This window comes from Arthrobacter crystallopoietes (genome assembly GCF_002849715.1).
Classification (GTDB): domain Bacteria; phylum Actinomycetota; class Actinomycetes; order Actinomycetales; family Micrococcaceae; genus Crystallibacter; species Crystallibacter crystallopoietes.
In genome coordinates this window covers 4,435,088-4,453,272 of sequence record NZ_CP018863.1, presented here as the reverse complement: position 1 = coordinate 4,453,272, position 18,185 = coordinate 4,435,088, and the positions used below count along the sequence as shown (strand labels likewise).

The following is an 18,185-nucleotide window of genomic DNA, read 5'->3' as shown; positions in this document are numbered from 1 at the left end:
CTTTGCCCGAGCGGCACTTGGCTGCGTGCCCAGACCGTGACCGCCGTACGTGGGCGCTTGGGAAGGTCAAGAGAAAGCCGGTCAGCCCTCGATGCGCAGCCGGTCCGGCAGCTTGGCCTTGCCGGCGGCGCCGACCGCTTCGCCGAGTGCCCGGCCCTTCGTCTTTTCCGGCCGGGCCGGGTCCTTGTGCACGAGCCGGGATCCGGCGCGGGAGGATGGTGAGCCGATGAGCCCGGTGTGGTCGCCGGTCCGCATCCAGTGCGGGGTTGCCGCGAGCAGCGGCGCGTTCTCAATGACCGCGGTTGCGTCGAAGGTTTCCCAGGGCGTGAACGGGTAGTCGCCAAGCAGTTCGCGGGAGGCCCACTTGTCCGGGCCCTTGGCGTCGTTGAGGGCGAAGTCGGCCTTCAGGGTGAAGAATGCTTCGCTCATCAGGTGCCGGCCGGGGAACCATTCCTCCCAGTTGGCGACGCCGATGCGGGCAGCGGGGGAGTCTTCGCCTGTGCCGGGGAAGGAGCGCAGCACTTCGGCCAGGGTGCGGTAGATGCCGGCGCGCGGATCTTTTCCTCCGGCGGTGCGGTCAGGGTGCGGGGCGGCGACGAACAGGACGGTCAGGCCGGAGGTTTCCAGCGGCCGCTGCGTCATCAGCTCCGCCCACTTGCGGACCTTGTTCTTGAACGCCGGCCCTGTCGAGGCGGTGAGTTCGATGGCGATGCGCAGTCCGTCTTCACGGACGAGGACGCCGTCGGCCCGCCGGTTGAAGGTGCCCTTGAGTTCTTTGCCCAGGCCGGAGCCGGCGAGCAGCTCGGTGGTCGCGAACTTTTCTCCGAGCACCGCGCCCAGCGGCAGGTATTCGGCGGCGCGCAGGCACAGCTCGGTGGACAGCACATTGTGCCTGTCGTGCAGGCCGCGGGCAGACCATTCCTGGCCGCCGGTGACGGACAGCCGTTCGGGCCAGGTCAGGTGCTGGGCGATGACGTCGAACGCCTCGGAGTTGCCGGGCCGGTACACGGCTGCACGCTGGGCGGTACGGGTGGCCAGCGGATTCGGGAACGCGCCGATGTCCATCAGGCCCAGCGCGAAGGATGCCGCCACGGTGGAGCCGTTCTCGTCGGCGAGGTAGCTTCGCCCGGTGATCGCGGCCATCTGCTCGGCAGTGACGGTGCGCCAGGAATCGAGCACGGCCCAGCAGGCGAGCTTCTCCTTCCAGTTGTAGCCGTGCAGGGTTTTCTCCAGGGCTTCGTGCGAGGTCAGCTGCATTTCCTTGCGCAGGGCGGCGGCGCCGTCGGCGATGCGCTGCTTCGCCATCGCTGCGGTTGTCCAGACGGCCTGCGACCCGGGTGCCCAGAGCCGGTCCCAGTACGGGTCGCGGCGTGAGTCCATCGCTAGTGCCGGATCCGGGCAGGCCGAAGGAATCATCTCGGCGTGCAGCACGCCTTCGGGCTTGCGGCGGAACGGTGCGACCGCGGAAACTTTGCGCCCGTCGAGGGCAATGGTGGTCATCAGGCTGCCGCCTCCGTGTATCCCTGGGCCGCCGGGTAGGAGGCCATGTTAGCTTCGAAGTTGGGCAGCTTCACGATGAACGCGGACTGCCGCTTCTGGTCGACTTCGGAGCGGATGACGACGTGGAACGGTTCAAGGAACTGGATGTCTTCCTGGGTCCATTCGCCGTGGCCGCCGAGGTTGGCGGCGATCTCCTGGGCGGTGCCGACGTCGGTCTGGGAGAACGAGATCAGTGTCGCGTAGGTGAGGAAGTTGGAGCGCAGCTGCGGGCCCAGCTGCTCGGGCCGCTGCGTCGCGAGGATGGCGCGGATGCCATAGGAACGGCCCTGGTCGCGGATCCATCCGATCACCTCGGGGCTGGAGCCGGAGAGCAGCGAAAGTTCGTCGGCGAAGATGGTCACGTACCGCTGCTGTTCGAGCCAGCCGGACGTCAGGCGCTTGAGCGCGTTCTGCAGCGAGAACATCAGCAGCGATGAGATGGCGTGGTTGACGGAGTCGTCCAGGACGGCGCCGGTCGCTGACGTGCCGGTGTTGATGACGACGGACTTGTGGCCATCGATGATCTGGTCCCAGGTGACCTTGCGGCGGGACGGCGACCACCACTGTTCGAGTGCGAGCAGGTCTTCGATCTTGGAGAACGGGGCTTCGGTCAGGCCGGCGCGTTTCGACGGTGTGGTGCCGTCGTAGAGGAACGCGATGGCGGCCCAGCCGGCATCGATCACCGGGTCGGGGTTGCCTCGTTCGCGCAGCTTCACCGCGCGCGCCTTGATGCCTTCGGCGAGTTCGACGCCGACTTTGTCGGAGCGGCCGGCGAGCAGCAGGTAGGCGTAGTACATCGGGGACATGCCGGTGCGGATGACCGCCGGGTTGCGGCCTTCGATGGACTCGATGAGTTCGTCGTTGACGGCCAGCGCCGCGTTGAGCACCGCCTTCAGGGTGGTGGCCGAGCGGTAGCCGATGGCGTCCTTGCCGAACGTGTAGGTCATCGCGTTGGTGAAGAAGAGCGCCTTCTCTTCGTTGCTGCCGGGAACGGCGAACAGGTCGATGCCCGGGGTGTTCGGGTCGGCGACGTCGATGACGAGGGTGCGGTCGCCCATGCTGTGCGCCCAGGCCCGGTACTTGGCGACGCCGTCGCCCTTGGACTCGAACGCGATGAGCGTGTTGTTGCGCCCGGGGAAGCCGGGACGGCCGGACGGTGCGACGCGCTCCAGGCAGTGCCAGCCGAACAATGTGCGGGTAAGCAGCGAGTTGTGGGTAGGAATGAACCCGTGGGTGAGGTACATTCCGTCAGCCGCCTCTACTTTCAGGCAGCGAACCTTTTCCGACACGGCTGGCTCCACGGACTCGATGTAAAGAAGATCCTGTGTCGGCCGGGTTGTCGCCGGGATCCGTTCAGCCTTACGCGACAGGCGGAACACAGGCAGCGACGTAGTGTAGTGAATGCGGTACCTGGTGGAGGTCATGGTACGGACGCCATTCTTCAAGTAGCCGGCAGGGCCGGAGGTCATCGACGCTTTGATGCCCAACGACCGAATGAGCTCAAGCGCATCGTTAGCGAGGCGCTCATGGCAGAGGCTGATCTCACAGGCACCGTTCTGATCGATGGTGCCGTCGGTGTCCATGAGTCCTTGCAGCAGAGACAGCCGCTGTTCGAAGGAAGCCCGGAGATAGATGGCGGGGATGTGCTTGTTATTGAGCAGTCGCAACGCCCGGAATTTCTCGACGGCGCCAATAATCCCGTAGCGGCCAGGAGCCTTGTGCGGGCGAAGCACATAACCGGCTGCAGTCATCTCGGTGACTATCTCTGGGTCGAAGCAAGTCATGGCCGGCCCGTTAGTGTTGCCATCGCCTAGCCAGGCGCCGAGGACATACGGGTCGAGAGGAGCATCGGTCGCGGCCCCGGCGATCGGCGCAGTGGTGTCGACCGCCCAGTTGGCTGCACCCTCCGCAGTCACTCGGACCTTGCGCGCAAGCTGCGCAGTCGTGCGCAGCTGCACTCTGGGTGCGCGGTCCTTGCCAGCTTCCACCTGGTCTGCGTAACGAGAGAGCACTTCGCGAACCGGGTAAACATCGTGGATCCGGATAGTGGACCTGGTGGAGAGCATCCTCGTTTCAACGTCGCGCGTTCCCGCTACGCCAGCACGCTTCAGCCGCGCATTCATCGTAGAACATTCCATCAGGGACGGATCACTTACGCCAACAAAGGACAGAATCTCCTTGGCGGTAAGCAGGGACCCCTCCTGACCCTTGAGTCCGGTGAGATTCAGCTTGCGTACAGCCGCGGCCGAAGGGTGCGTCGCCATCTGCATGAGGGCTTGGTGTGATTCGCTTGCGTCGAAGCGCACGCGCGGCCGGCTAATCTCACGTACGCCGCCTTCATGAGTCACTACCGACGCCTGCACCGGATCAATTCCCGCTGCACGAACGAAGCGCAGCAGGACTCCGACGCCGACGCCGCTGATCCGGTTAAGGTCGTTTCCGGTCGCCAGGGTGCCCGGCTCGATGTTGTCGGCTACTGCGCGGAGGCGGTGAGCCTCAGTCTTAGCCCGTTCATCAACGTCGGCCATCTTTGCGAGTGAATGCTCGGACCCATCCCGACGGCGGGTGACGCGGTCGGAGACGGCCCAGAGGTGGCCGGCATCTGTCTTGACCTTCTGCCCGTCGCTGAACGTGATCTCATACATGTCGCCATCGAAGACCTCTGAGAATCCTGCAATCTTCGTGACGGCTCCGGACGGTGTGAACACTTTGTCGCCGACGGACAGTTCGCGGTTGAGTGCCCATCTGGAAGGGAACTTGCCGGAGACAGGAACCGGGATTGGGGAGTCGAGGCTTTCGGCTTTCCCGGTGCCTGGTCTGCCGACGATAGCCGTGCCAAATAGCTGGGCTGATGCGCTGACGTAGGCTTTGCCGTCCTGGTTCGTTCCAATGAGCGGGCCGATCGGCTGCAGCATCGCCGGCGGGGTGGCGCGTTCGCGCGAGACGGTCTCACCTGAGATGGCGCCGGCGTGCGGGGAGACCATGCCGACGACGACCGTCGGCCCGACCAGGAACACATCCGGCGCGAACGGGTAGTCGCCGTCGAATGCCTTGATGTGCTTCTCGACGGTCTTCTTCTCGCCGCCCTCGTTGATGGTCCGCTTGATCGTCTCTTCCTTGTGCGGCGGCCGTGGCTTGGTCCGGCGGTGCGGCGGCGGCGGGAACCCTGCGGCCGCCAGCTTGGCGCGCAGCTTCACGTCGGGGGAGCGCATACGGCCGGTGAGTCCAGCGATCCCGGTGAGGAGCAGGAGCCCGGCGACGGCGAACAACGACGGTGCCGTGAAGGCCGGCAGGTCGAGCGGGATCTGCGGCAGCCCGAACAGTGTCGCGGCCGCGAGCAGCAGGCCCGCCGGGACGCCGAGCCAGGAGCTGTGCTTCGTCTTCGGGAAGCGCACGTCGGTGTCCAGGTCGAAGCCCGGCATCCCGGAGGTGAACTGGCCCAGCAGTGCGCGGACTTCGTCCTGGCTGGCGCCGCCGGCGGTCACCGAAATCATGATCGCGCTCGGCGAGTAGGAGTGGTGCTGAGGGCTCGCGTTCCCCAGCCGGTAGTTGTGCCACTTGGTGTGGAACTTGCGCTCCCTGTTCGACGGCTTGCGCAGCGACACCGCCACCCATGAGCCCTCGGGCATCGTGTTGGCCAGCAGCTTCGGGAACTCGGAGGGGTCGATGCCGTTCTGGGTTTCGCGCAGCACCGGCGACGGGCGGAAGGTCAGCGTTCCGATGACCGGGGTGTCGCCAAGGTCGTCCGGCAGTTGCGTCTCCTCGGACTTGGCGCCGACCGTGTGCGCCAGCGCGAGGGCGGCCCTGGCCCGGGCGGCTTCGGCTGGCATGATCACGTACCCGTTGAGCCCGGTCTGCTCGCGCCGGGTCAGCATGGTCGTGGTTCCGTACTGGGTGGCGGCCGAGGCGAAGGTGTTGGCCCGCTGCATGAAGGTCGTCGGGTTGGTGTCGATCCCGCCGGCGCGGGCCATCCGGAAAATGCGCTGTTCCATACCCTTGAACATGCGTAGACGGGGTCTCCCCGCCCTGCAGACCCCGTATGGGCGATTCGCGCCCTGAAATCCGGCAGAATCCCGGATATGAGGCCCGGAAATCCCCGGAAGCCGGGTTTGGGTGCTCCCGGCCCCTTCAGTAGGCATTTCTCTGTCATCACGTGCAGCGGCCGCGAGGACCTACTTCACCTTGCCGGGGGCGGTCCCTGCCTGGTCATTTCGGGGCTCTGATCTTGTGTGTGCGGCCGGGGCGGTGGGCGGAGGGGTTTGCGCGGACTTTGTCCGGGATTTTCGGGAGGGTGTACAAACTGTCAATCGTCCAGCTTGCAGCTGGGCATCATGTAAAGCACAAAGTTTCTCTGTACGGCTACGCCGTAAGGGCGGCTGCGCCGCGGGACCGTTGTGGGTCCGGCCGCAAGCGGCCTGGTTGGTGTGTCAGCTGTGCGGCGGACTGCACCTTCGGTTGCTGCGCAACGCTCAGGTTCCGTCCTGCCTGGCGTGTGGGTGTCGGCCAAGACGGAGTCGGAGAAGAGGGTGCACTTGTGCACGGGGCAGTGGTCGTCTTCTGCAGGAAAGCGCACTTGGCTGTCTGGCCTTCGGCCACGTGAGTGAGGGGTCGTCTCATCGACGACCGGAACGGTCTGCGACCCGGATGACGGACCGGCTGCCATCGAGCAGCATCACGATCCGGCAGGGCGCAGCCCACAGACGACAATGAATCGTCGTCTGTCCGCCAGCATTGCTTCGCAGAAGCTGTCGATGCACGCCTCGCCGTGACACCGCGCAGCAACACGATGAGGGAACGAGCAGCGTCCCCTGCGTGCGGAGCACGCAACACCCCGTGCAACACTGCCACCTGCGTACAACTCCCGGCCACGCACCCACCCTGCGGCGAAGCCGCAAGACACCATGAAGCACCGCACTACGTGCGGCGTAAATGTCCCACAGGTTGTGGGAGATTCCCCGTCAAGAGTGCAACAGGCCGTTGCACTATTCGAGGGCACTAAAAGTGCCACAAGCCGTGGCACTTTCGGGATCGCCCAATGGTCCAAAGTTCTCTGGACAATTCGAGAAGGACGCCAATAGTCCAGACACCGTCTGGACAAATAGAGCCACGCCAATCGTGCAGACACTCTCTGCACAAAGAGGCACCGCTAATTGCGCAGCAGGCCGCTGCCCGAATCAACGCGAAGCCCGAGACAACAACAGGCACGGCCAGCAAGGAGCAAAGGCAACCAGGAAGCATCCATGCGGCGCAGCCGCACGTCATACGCACAGCAAACCGGGGAGTGAAACGAGAAGGGAAACGAAGCGGACCGCCCGCGCAGCGGGCTAAGAAAGCGAACCGTCACCACAGCGCGGAGGCGTCACGATGCACGGGGTCGCCAAAGCGACGGGAGCGCCAGCGACCAAAGCGGAGGAGACCCGGCGGCGCAGCCGCCAGTTCACCAAACAGGCCGACAAGCCGCCAGGCGAAGTCACAACGGTGAACGCATCGCGACCCGCACAGCAACACGGGACGGTTCGCTTTCGGGTGAGGCGCGCCAGCGCCGAACCCTCTTAACATATGGGACTTCGCTGCCTCCGGCTTACAAAAATTTCCCGATGGTGCGGCCGTGACACCCGTTTGGTTTCCGACCCCGGTCCTGCGGCTATCGCCGTCGTTCGGCCAGCGCGTTCGCTTGGCCTGGGCTTGCGGCTACAGCCGGTCTGCCGGATGACTCAGGGGAGGTGGCTGCCGGCGGGAACAGGCTCTCCCGTCAGCACCACCGGCGCATCGCAAAAGTTATCTTCAGTGAACTGCAGGGTGGGGTCGGTGAAAATTGGATCAAGCATCCAGTGCGTGATCGACTCCCATTCACTGGAGTAGACGTCCAACGGTGAATCGAACTGCAGGGTGGCCCCGGGCTCAAGCGAGATGTGGAATGGCCGCAGCTCGCCGGGCGCGGTCTCGTACTTGTACTCTGGCCGGAATTTGGCCACACGTTCACCGTCACGGTCGATTCCAATGACGGCTACCGAATTCCACAGGTAGGCCTCGACGGCGGCAACAGTGTCATTGGTCAGATGCCCGGAGACTTCCACAACGCGCGTCACTTCCGAGTCGCCTTCGGCGATCACATTGACGTCTTCCAGGACGAGCGTTGCTTGGCCGGCCGGGCATGAAATCTCCGGCCAGTCGTTGTACTCGAACGGGTCCGGGTCATCAGCCGGAGCGGCATGCTCCTCGAACGGGGCGGAGCCAGGCTGTGGCGCATTAGGTGCGGGAAGCGGCGGCTGGACATGTTCGGGATGTTGTTGTCTTGGCGGAGCGGGCGCCGGCGTTTGCTGCTCGGGCATGGCAGCCGGCCCGGACTCTAGTGGGGCCGGCGTCGCCTTCTTCGCTGCTGCTGATGCAGTGGGAGCCGACGAGGCCGGAGCCTCAATCGAGGTCTGCGCAGCCTGGTTGTTTGCCGTTTCGTCCGGACTGGTCAGCCAGACCGCGCCCAATGCAAGTGCAACGCCGACAGCGATTGCCAGGATGCCAAGCATCGCGAGCTCAATCCGGCTCATTTTCCCCATGTCATGGATTGTAGACTCCCGCAGCGCAGCCGGCAGGTCCCGTCACGGCAGCTGCTCAGCGACCCATGTCGCCCCCCGGCTAGATGCCAGCTGCGAGCCACGGGCCCACTAGATGTTCTACGCGTTCACGGGTTCCTTGGTCACCCAAACTTCGTCGCCGGAGGTGACGCTGACCCTGAAGTTGCCGATCATCAAGTCGACGCTGAAGGTGCCAGCGAACTTGCCTTGGGCCCGCAGGTCGCTAAACCTTAATTCCCGCAGCTCACCCATGATCACAGTGCCGTTCTCAACAGCCGTGACACTGTGTCCCAGCTTCCGGGCCGTCAACTGGCCGGCTGTGATTTTGTCCGAAACCGAGGGGTCAAACTTCATGCTGATGCATTCCTTTTGTAGTAGTTTCCTAACCTTACTAAACCTACAGAAAGGAAGGCGCAAGCAGGTATCTGTGTGCAAGGGACATTAACTCGGATACGCGGCTAACCAGCTAATGCCTCGCCAAGGCAGGCCGCCTATCGCTTCCTGAGTGTCCTGAGGACAGGACGACTACCGTACGGCCGCCGTTGTTATAGGTCATGGGTCATGGGAGCGTGCAGGGCGAAACTTACTATCACTCGCAGTCACGGGCGCCGCTTTCCAGCCCTATCGCCTAGGTGGTGCGTGTAGAGATTTACGCGGCTCGTAGGAGCCGCTGTCCCACACCACGACATAAATTCTATTCCCGCATGCTCTGTGCCAGTTTGAGCAGTCCGATGCTACGATTCGCATAGCGAATAAACGCTTCATCATTTGTGTCTTTGTTGGGGGAAATATGTCAGGCCATCAGTCTTACGCTGCCCAAATTCAGTATCGGAAGTGGGCTCCGACAGTGTCCTTTTGGATTACTGCGAGTATCCTCTTTCTCCTGTTGATCTTGTTTCTGTTTGCCGCGGGACTGGGTGGATTTGGCGTATTCCTTACTCTGCTGGGCATTATTGCGCTCATTACCGGATTGTTTGCGCTGATCTTCAAACGCAGGTCTTGGATTGGATTGCAGAATCGCAAGGGCGCGAAGACGACCATTTGGAGTGGCGTTGTTGTTCTTGTCGTCGGGTTAGCTATTTCCGGTACTTCAGCCACTGCTGTCGACGAAGATGAACCTTTCGCGACGGCGACGGCGACTCCGTCGCCGAGTGCCAGCAGCATTGCCTTGACCTCCTGCGATGACGAAGATATGCGGCGCGGATTCCAATCGGAAATCTTCTTCTGCACTGAGGACGAGGATGGAGTCCTCGTGTGGATGGATCGAGATTCCCACGACAAGATCATTGCTGATCGTGCAGCAGAGGCAGCGGAGTTGAAGGCGAAGGAAGAAGCGGCGAAGGAGGCCGTTGCTGAGAAGAAGGCAGAAGAAGAGGCAGCTAAGAAGGCCGCGGCCGAAAAGAAAGCCAAAGAAGAAGCAGCAAAGAAAGCGGAAGCGGCAAAGGAGCGTCGCGAAGAGGCAGCCGCGAAGAAGAAGGCTGAAGAAGAAGCTGCGGAAACTGATCTAGGCTCTGGTGCCTATGAAAATTGCAGCGCCGCCGCAGCGGCTGGAGCCTACAATATCCAGGCAGGCTCGCCCGGATACGGCACCCATTTGGACCACGACCTGAACGGCATCGGCTGTGAGAGCGGTTCTCCAGGCTCCAGCTCCGGCGGTCTACCCCAAGAGCAGCCAGCCCCCGCTCCAGAGCCCGCCCCAGCGCCAGCCGCTTACTTCTCCAACTGCTCTGATGCACGCGCTGCAGGCGCGGCTCCCGTATACCGCGGCGGCCCCGGGTACGGCTCGCACCTTGACCGCGACGGCGACGGAGTCGCCTGCGAATAGCGGCTGACCTGCCCGCCGTTGAAGTAGCTGCCTCCCGATCCGCAATAGCCATCGGGAGGCAGCAGCATAGGAAAGCACTCCCATCATGAATAACATCCGGAATGGCCTCGTAACGTCATTCACCGCTGCCCTAGTCCTGCTGGGTGCCACAGCTTGCGAACCGCAAACGGTAAATGCAACGCCGCTAGTAGCCGAAAGCACACAATCCGCGTCGCCGCCCCCTTCCGTATCGGCCACCACACCGTCGCCGGTAGCCGAGGATGTCGAGCCGACGAAGACCAAGGAACCGAGCCCTTCCGCGGAGCCCAGTACAGCTGTGGCTTCGGCAGGTACTGTTCTTGCCCAACTGGAAACAATTCCGATCAAGGGCCGTGCGCCGAAGACAGGGTACGACCGTGACCTGTTTGGCAACGGATGGAAGGACCCTGACCGCAACGGCTGCGATGCGCGCAACGACATGCTCAACCGCGATCTTACGGAAAAGGCGCACAAGCCAGGAACTCAGGGCTGTGTCGTTACTTCTGGTGTCCTTGCTGATCCCTTTACAGCAACGACGATCAACTTCGTTCGCGGCAACGCGACGAGTACTAAAGTGCAGATTGACCATGTTGTCGCCCTCTCCGATGCCTGGCAGAAAGGCGCTCAGCAGTTAGCGCCGAATCAGCGTGAAGCCTTCGGAAATGACCCTCTAAATCTGCTGGCAGTCGATGGGCCAACCAACGGCTCCAAGGGGGACGGTGACGCTGCCACTTGGCTGCCATCAGATAAGTCATTCCAGTGCGAATATGTCGGTCTGCAGACGGCAGTGAAAGCCAAGTACGGGCTATGGATGACACAGGCGGAACACGACGCGATCCGCCGGATCCTTATCGCTTCTTGTCCCGACCAGCCTGTGCCTGCAGATGATGGGGGAGTGCTTGTTCCTGTGGCGGCTGAGCCTGCCCCCGCCGCTGAAGCGCCGACCCGACCGCAGGACGCTGCTGTCCCTAAGCTGTCGACCGGAACGGACGTCTTCTATCAGAACTGTTCTGCGGTGCGAGCCGCTGGTGCTGCCCCGATACGTGCTGGGGATCCTGGATGGGATACCAAGTTCGACAGAGACAGCGACGGCGTGGGCTGTGAGTAGCGCTGTGGGCAGTTGTCGTCCGGGCAGCTTCCGCGAATCCCCCCAACCGGGGGAGGCCATCGGACAAACTGTCCCGGGAGGCTGGACTATAGAATTCAGTCCGAATTCAGCGGAGTAATTGTATGGGCAGTGGCGAGTGCACGCACACGTACGTAAGACGCCATTGACAAGACAACCAGGAAGACGTTCTTTTCGAAGTCACACTCGACGTGGTGCGAGGTTGCGTTGGGGAAAGGTCGGGTCCCCCTAGCGAAAACTCAGCCCGACCTCGCCGAGGTGATCGAGGCGTGGCACGCAAGAACCGCAACGAGAGTGAGTAGGCCCGACGTCTGAAACCGAAGGCTGCTCGAGAAATTCCGACGCCCGGATGGAGGGATGCCATGGCGGCGCTGCCCGAGTACGAGCGGGAACTCATCATCCAACGCGTCCGGGCCGGGGTGATCTCGGCCCAGAAACGCGGGGTCCGGTTCGGGCCCGCCCCGCTGGACGAGGCGATCGCCCGGGAGCGGGTGGCCAACGCGCGCCGGATGATGGCCGAAGGCAAGTCCGCGGCCCTGACCGCCAAAACCCTAGGCTGGTCGAAGGCGACTTTGTACCGCTATCTGAACAAGTACGGCGAGGGTGCGCCGGAACCAGAGGGGCCGGTCCGGGCCGGTAAGGACGGCTCCAAGTATGCGGCCAGGCGGCGGAACCCGTCGCCGCGGAAGTGACGGCCGGATCGCCGCGCGTTCACGTCAGAGTTTGGAGCACCCCTCGAGCCGGCTGCACGCATCAGAGGTCACCACTCGACCCCGTAGTGGCCTTCGGCCGCGCCCAGCACCCGCTCTGGTTCGCCCAGGTGATCGACGGGGCGGTCACCGTCCAGATAGCCACTGGGGTTGCACAGCCACTGGGCGAGGTCTTCTTCGGTGCGCCCGTGTTTACGGATGACGGCGATCAGCCCGGGGATGACGTCCCGGATCCGGCCGACATCCTGGTCGAACTGGAAGCCCGGGTAAACCACGGCGTTGCGGCGCCGGACACCGATGAGCTTGCCGGCCTTCCGTTTGCCTGATGGGTAGGAGCTGCGGCCGGAGGCCCGGGAGCCGAGCAGTTCGCCGACCTGGCTTCCAGTGAGCATGCCGAATTCGGCCTCCATGGCGCGCCACGCGTTTTCGGTCGCCTGCATGCCGGCCATGACTTCGGGGCTGACGGGCAGAGGGAGGGAGGCGAGGGCGGGGCGGATGGCGTCCAGGCTGCGGTGCAGGTTCACGAGTGAGTCCTGCACCGCGGCTGAGTTGGCTCCCGGCTGGTCTTCCCGGTGGTGGATTTCGGTGTTCACGGCCGCTTCTTCCTGTGCTTCCTGCACTTCAGTCTAGTTCGGAAGCGGTAGGCGGATAGCCCTGCTCTGCATGGAGAGGGGCAGGGCTGCGGCTGTCCGTACGTATGCCCGGGCATACGAATGCCCGGGCGGGGCTGACTGCTGCCAGCTGCGCCCGGGCACCTCTCATTATTTTGTCCTAGAGCGGACGGATGTCGACCGCCTGCAGGCCCTTCTGGCCCTGGGTGACTTCGAATTCGACCTTCTGGCCTTCATCGAGGGATTTGTAGCCGCCTCCGCTGATGCCCGAGAAGTGCGCGAAGACGTCCTCGCCTCCGTTATCCTGGGCGATGAAGCCGAAGCCCTTTTCCGAGTTGAACCATTTCACAGTGCCAGTTGCCATGTTGCATTCCTTCTAGGCCTGCTTCGCGTGTTCCATATGCAAACACCGTTCCCGCTGCCTAGGTGAAACGCTATGTGTCAACCGGGCCGACGGCAAGGACAAAGCGCCAACCGACTTGGGTTATTACGGGCAGGGCGCTGCGCTGCAAGCAGCGCCCTGCACCCGACCGCGAAGGTAGTTCATGAACCGGGTAACGGGGGCACCTCCGGAACTGAAGACTCCACCCGTTGCCGTGCCGTTGCCGGGTGGAAGCCCCGCCCTGTAACGGGTGGGCGATGGCGCGATAGCAGCGCCACCTGATCAAGACTCGAGAGGCTCACCGCCGTTCAGAAGTAGGTCGATCGCCACTGGCACTCCTGAGGGGCGTTCCTTAATGCTCAGTAGTCGAGCAGTGTTGAGCTCCTTCTGCCTGGTAACGCCCTTAGCCATCAGGCCTTCATCCCACATCGACCTCCACGAACTGGGGCCTTTTTGGCCAGGAGGAATGAGGGCAGGAAACTTTTCCTCGGCGACCTTGAATGCACTTATGGGGTCGAACAAGGCAACGCTTCGCCCCTCATGTACGTAGATGCGGCCGACGCAGATTCCTTTGGGCATAGGGCGTTCGTTGTGGCCCACGGTCCAGCCGAGCGCATGCCAACTCTCGGGAGCTTTGGCGGGATCAGTCCCGTCAATCAGATGACAGTACCCGGCTGCAAGTGCAGAGCCAAGGGCTTGTGCGAGTGCCTGGCCCGGGCTTGCTTTGGCATGGTCCGCGGCAGTTGACATAGTCAGTGAGCGAATCCTCTGCGGCAGTCCCGTCTCGAAGGCCAGAATTTTCCGGTATTCGTCGCCGAGATTTACGTACTGTGCCATATCGTCAAGCAAGGCGTAGACAACAGTGAGATCACCTGCGAGCTTACCGGCGCGATCCGCAGCGGCCATGCCGACTGCAGAGCTGCATTCAGCAGCAGCCTTCTGGTGCTTCCTCAGTTCTTCTCCCAGCCACGAGCGCATTCTCTCCCATGACGTCATGCCACTGCCCGGTCCACTGGCGAACCGGCTGTCCGTCGAGGGACTGTCCGATAGACGGTGTGTGGGGTCCGGCGGTATTCATTAGTTGGAGGTTCTCTCGAACCGACCCGCGAAGGTGATCGCGAACGCGTTGAGCGCAGGCTTCCACCTCATCACCCAGCGTGCCCGGCCTCCGCCGGTAGGGTCAAGAGACCTGGTGACCAGGTAGAGGCATTTCAGAGCAGCGGCCTCGTTGGGGAAGTGCCCGCGCGCCCTCACCGCCCGCCGGTAGCGGGCATTGATCGACTCGATCGCGTTCGTCGTGCAGATCACCCGCCGGATCTCCACGTCGTACTCCAGGAACGGCACAAACTCCGCCCATGCGGATTCCCAGAGCTGCACGATGGCTGGATACCGTTGGCCCCACTCGGCTTTGAATTCGTCGAACCTGTCCTTCGCGGCCTGCTCACTGGGTGCGGTGTAGACCGGCTTGAGCGCCTTGACGATCCCGTCGCGGTGCTGCCGGCCGGCGTAGCGGAAGCTGTTGCGGATCAGGTGCACAATGCACTGCTGCACCACCGTTCGCTCCCAGGTGGTCGTGATCGCCTCCGGCAGCCCTTTGAGCCCGTCGCAGACGGCGATGAGCACGTCTTCCACACCCCGGTTCTTCAGCTCGGAGAAGACCTGCAGCCAGAACCGGGCGCCTTCGGCGCCGTCGCCGGCCCAGATGCCCAGGATTTCCCGCTCCCCATTGGTGGTCACGCCCATGACGACGTAGAACGGGGTGTTGCGTACCTGGCCGTCGCGGACCTTGACCACGATCGCATCGACGAAGATCACCGGGTAGATCGGATCCAGCGGGCGGGCGGACCACTCAGCCAGCTCACCGGCGACCTTCTCCGTAATCCGGCTGATGGTGTCCTTGGAGACCTTGGCCCCGTAAACCTCCTCGAAGTGCGCAGCGATCTCCCCGGTCGTCAAACCCCGGGCGCTCAGGGAGAGCACGATCTGATCGATTCCGTCCAAGCGCCGTTTCCGCTTGGGCACGATCACCGGCTCGAAGGATCCCTCACGGTCCCGCGGCACCTCGATCTCCACCGGCCCGATCTCGGTCAATACGGTCTTGGATCGGGTGCCATTGCGCATGTTGGCCGCGATCGGAGTCTCGCCGTGCTCGTGGCCGAGGTGCTCGGTCAGTTCCGCTTCCAGCGCAGTCTCGAGCACGTTTTTCGTGAGCTGGTTCAGCAGACCGCCGGGGCCCACCAGGCTCACGCCCTGTTCCTTGGCCTGCGCGAGCAACTGCTCGGCGAGCTCCTTCTGATCGATGATCTCTCCCGTCACGGGATCGATCATCGCCTCTGTCATCTCGGTCGTGAACTCTGACACGCCCGTCTCCTTTCGGATTAGGCCGGGCCATCACACACCGTTCTTCTTACAGTCCCTCCGTCGATGCGAGATGGCGGATGTAGGAAATTACGTGGGAAGTGAATCTGGCCTGGGTTCCATCGGACGCAGCGAGCTCGGTGATAGCAGCCGTCCTCTTGTGATCGGGGTGCAGACTTCCAGTACCAATGTGGACAGGAATAGTTCTCTCACGTGCACTAGGTGTCGTCAGTTGATTCTCGCCTGTGATGATGAGCTGAGCGATTGGAAAGTTCCGCTCTTGCGCCTGTGCATCTCGGTCAGAGCGACCCTTTGCAGCATTGTTGAAAACATTTCGGATCGTGTCTTCGAGGTGTGCACTCTTGTTTTGTGCAGCGTCCCTAGACGTGGAAGGAGCAAGATCATCAATGACCCAGATGGGAACGCTAGAGAGGACCTTTTCGGTGTATGCGAGAGTGTCACCGGCGGAGCCGGGAGGCTTACCAATCCAAGCCGACTTGTCGCTTGCCCAGAAGTACATAGCCGTTTCCGCACTGAAGGTCTTGCCGCGTCCTTTAGGGCCCCAGACGTAGATGGAGGTCTTTGGCCGGAGGGGCAGGCAAGGGCGCAGTGCACCGGCCAGTATGACCGCTGCCGCTGCCGGGTCGCTCCACGCTTCCGAACGGACGTAGGTATCCAGAATCGTGCGGAAGTCCTTTCTGACCTGCTCCACATCAGCTGCGTCTTTCCAGTTGAGCTCGCTGATCTCTCCGAAACCATAAAGGAGTGAAGTCTCTGGGCTTGGCGTCTTGATTTCGACCGTAACGTCCTCATGGGCCGGGATTACCTGTTCGCCAGCTATGAACGCGGGCAGACCGTGGGCGGTAGGCACCCATCCCATTTGCTGCCAAACCATCGACTCTCTACGTTCGTCCCGACGATGTACTTTAACTGCCTGAAGAAAACCTTCTGCATGTTGATGCCTGGGGGGCCAATTAGGATGCATCAGCAGCTCAGTCGGTATCTGCGCTCCATGGCGGATCCAATCAACCGGCTGGTAGTGCAGGATTTCCTTGGGGCCGGTCACCTGACAGGTTTCCTCCGGTGATCCGCGGTACTCCCAGCTCACTTCCACATTAATGAATACCTTGCCGTTGGCGGGGGCATCCATGCGGCCAGTCTTCAGCTCACGTGTCGTGGGCCGCCGCCGCGTGAGGAGCTTGGTGATGCGGCCGCCGAGCGGGATTCGTTCTTCCCAGCGCAGGGTAGGTGCTTCATCGTTCCTGGCTGACTGTACGCATTGTTCAGTCCTCAACCCGTCCTCGCTGATACGCCATGCTCCTGGCTTGGTCTCTTCATTGCTGCTCGGTGCTGTCGGCATCTCGAGTACGGAAGCGGAAAACAGTTCGTCCAGGCGGGCCCCCGATCCCAGGAGATGCCGGAGGTTTCCGTCTGGAAAGAGTGACCGGCTTACAAGCGGCGGCAGAAAAAGCGCCCTCGGGGACGACACCGACGGGTTGTGCTCGAGGGCCTCCCAGACACTGGATGCCTCTTGGTGTGCCTTGGTGAGGGAAGCGTGCTGGGGGTCGAAGACGAGCAGGACCTCAGACGGAAGCTCTGCACCGGCCAGGTCATCCGGCAGTGAGGGCCGGTGTAACGCCAAGGCATCCGTGGACAGGACCAGCACCCGATCTTCAAAGGGAACCATTTCCATGATGGCGGTGAGTCTCCGCGCGGGGTTCTGGCCGCCGGATCGGGCCAGTTCGTCACGGCTGATGCCTGAATTGAAAAGGGATTGCGTCAGCCAGGCGTCTGCGGCCATAGGAGAAGGGACGCAGACGGCGACATTCGCTTTTTCGATCCAGGAGCTGGGTGTTGAGGGGTGTACGCCCAATGAACCGCCCACCTTCATCGTGAAGTTGTGGCGTTCCGGTTCGCCGAGGTGTTCGGGCGCGCAGATGACGAAACTTTCAGCATGGCTAGGATGATTCCCTTTATGGAGGCAGTCCCTGAGGCTGGCCAGCGAATGCCACGGAATGAAGAGTCCGTCACGCTTTTGGAACTGCTTCTTCCAGGCCTTGCCTAGTGTCGTTGAAAGTTTGACTTCGGCTTCTTTCAGCCGATCGGCTGTCGTGGCTGCATCCAAGACTGCATATCCCCGCGCATGCTCAACGAGGGGAGCGATGCTTGACTCCGAAAGCCATCTGGCAGCGGGGCCGTGGAGGGACTCCCGATAGTCATCCGGAGTCCATCGCGGTACTTCCGTGGGAAAGAAAGCGTTCTGCGCAGCTTCGAGAATGGAACCAGGAAATGCAGGCCCTGTTCGCGGCGCAGAATGATTTGCCACATTCATTCTTTGGTCCTTTCTTGTGTCAGTGGCAACTGTATGAGCCGCCAGTGGGTGCTTATGCTTCGATAGGTTCTGAAGATGCAGGTGTGCGGGCTTGGGCGAGGATTTCGGCAACGTCGCTCGGCGCGAACCGGATCGTTCGCGCATCGAGCCGCGTGTGCCTCCAAAGTCGCCGATAGCACTTTTCCCGCACGCTCCTTTCACTGACGCCGAGTCTGTTGGCGAGTTCAGCGGGTGTAATGAGTTGGTCATTTGGTTCCACGACGATTCCCTTCATCTCTGGTCTCTGATCCGCCCTATGCATGAAGGGGCCGGTATCGGTGACAAAAAGTCTGTGCTGGCCAGAAAACGTGCATTTGCGGAGGCGGCAAAGCCCTATCGCACGGGGCTGAACCGCAGTACGGAGGGCAAGCTCTTCTGACTTCGGCTGCCCCGAGGTCGGTTTGAGCGTTCACCTGCGGCCGACGAATTTCGTCATACCAGGATCAGGAACTCGCTTCTCTTGGAAATTCCCTTGAAACCATGCCCCAGAAAATGGCGTCTTCACTGGCTGCCCTAACTGATCCCACCTGGCGAGGCCCGCATGAATCCTGTCCGTCGCTGGGCATGATCTCGGGACTTCCTTTCTGCTGATTCAGGACCAGGGTAACGAGCCCGTCGACTAATGCGAGGCGTGTGGTATCACTCATCCGAAGATAGGATTCTGCCGCCGCAG

The 18,185-nt window shown here is 62.4% G+C and carries 13 protein-coding genes; 4 read left to right on the top strand and 9 right to left on the bottom strand.

What is annotated here, in order from left to right:
- Positions 1–81 precede the first annotated feature (81 nt).
- From AC20117_RS20450 to AC20117_RS20435, 4 genes are all read right to left on the bottom strand, one after another.
- Positions 82–1,500, bottom strand: coding sequence for a hypothetical protein (locus tag AC20117_RS20450; protein ID WP_074701946.1), 1,419 nt, complete (start codon positions 1,498–1,500; stop codon positions 82–84).
- A complete protein-coding gene (locus tag AC20117_RS20445) occupies positions 1,500–5,531 on the bottom strand; it encodes a hypothetical protein (protein ID WP_139186822.1) in 4,032 nt (1,343 codons plus the stop codon). Before AC20117_RS20445 ends, AC20117_RS20450 begins: the two co-directional genes overlap by 1 nt.
- A 1,722-nt stretch (positions 5,532–7,253) precedes the next feature.
- Positions 7,254–8,093, bottom strand: a complete 840-nt coding sequence (locus tag AC20117_RS20440) for a hypothetical protein (RefSeq protein WP_139186823.1) — start codon at positions 8,091–8,093, stop codon at positions 7,254–7,256.
- Between the two features lie 117 nt (positions 8,094–8,210).
- On the bottom strand, positions 8,211–8,465 hold the full coding sequence (locus AC20117_RS20435; protein ID WP_074701950.1) for a hypothetical protein: 255 nt from the start codon (positions 8,463–8,465) through the stop codon (positions 8,211–8,213).
- Between the two features lie 493 nt (positions 8,466–8,958).
- Here AC20117_RS20435 and AC20117_RS23660 point away from each other — a divergent pair, with 493 nt between their 5' ends.
- From AC20117_RS23660 to AC20117_RS20420, 3 genes are all read left to right on the top strand, one after another.
- Positions 8,959–9,936 (top strand): excalibur calcium-binding domain-containing protein, encoded by a 978-nt coding sequence (locus AC20117_RS23660; protein ID WP_074701951.1) that lies wholly within the window; start codon positions 8,959–8,961, stop codon positions 9,934–9,936.
- 316 nt (positions 9,937–10,252) lie between these two features.
- A complete protein-coding gene (locus AC20117_RS20425) occupies positions 10,253–11,062 on the top strand; it encodes a GmrSD restriction endonuclease domain-containing protein (RefSeq protein WP_236777383.1) in 810 nt (269 codons plus the stop codon).
- 380 nt (positions 11,063–11,442) lie between these two features.
- Positions 11,443–11,772, top strand: a complete 330-nt coding sequence (locus AC20117_RS20420; RefSeq protein WP_074701953.1) for a helix-turn-helix domain-containing protein — start codon at positions 11,443–11,445, stop codon at positions 11,770–11,772.
- 68 nt (positions 11,773–11,840) lie between these two features.
- Here the strand turns inward: AC20117_RS20420 and AC20117_RS20415 are convergent, their stop codons facing one another.
- The 5 genes from AC20117_RS20415 to AC20117_RS20395 all read right to left on the bottom strand — a co-directional run bounded on the left by AC20117_RS20415 (position 11,841) and on the right by AC20117_RS20395 (position 17,266).
- Positions 11,841–12,383, bottom strand: a complete 543-nt coding sequence (locus AC20117_RS20415) for a hypothetical protein (RefSeq protein ID WP_158300491.1) — start codon at positions 12,381–12,383, stop codon at positions 11,841–11,843.
- A 178-nt stretch (positions 12,384–12,561) separates the two neighbouring features.
- The gene (locus tag AC20117_RS20410) at positions 12,562–12,765 is read right to left on the bottom strand and encodes a cold-shock protein (protein WP_074701955.1); all 204 of its coding nucleotides are present in this window, start codon (positions 12,763–12,765) and stop codon (positions 12,562–12,564) included.
- A gap of 300 nt (positions 12,766–13,065) precedes the next feature.
- Positions 13,066–13,779 (bottom strand): hypothetical protein, encoded by a 714-nt coding sequence (locus AC20117_RS20405; protein WP_139186824.1) that lies wholly within the window; start codon positions 13,777–13,779, stop codon positions 13,066–13,068.
- A gap of 81 nt (positions 13,780–13,860) precedes the next feature.
- Positions 13,861–15,111 carry an IS256 family transposase gene (locus AC20117_RS20400; protein ID WP_418202253.1) on the bottom strand — a complete coding sequence of 417 codons (1,251 nt, stop codon included), beginning with the start codon at positions 15,109–15,111 and terminating at the stop codon, positions 13,861–13,863.
- Positions 15,112–15,190: 79 nt separating this feature from the next.
- Positions 15,191–17,266: a hypothetical protein gene (locus AC20117_RS20395; RefSeq protein WP_158300490.1), complete on the bottom strand. Its 2,076-nt coding sequence runs from the start codon at positions 17,264–17,266 to the stop codon at positions 15,191–15,193.
- A gap of 298 nt (positions 17,267–17,564) precedes the next feature.
- Between AC20117_RS20395 and AC20117_RS20390 the strand changes: the two genes are divergently transcribed.
- On the top strand, positions 17,565–17,891 hold the full coding sequence (locus AC20117_RS20390; RefSeq protein WP_074701961.1) for a hypothetical protein: 327 nt from the start codon (positions 17,565–17,567) through the stop codon (positions 17,889–17,891).
- Positions 17,892–18,185 lie beyond the last annotated feature (294 nt).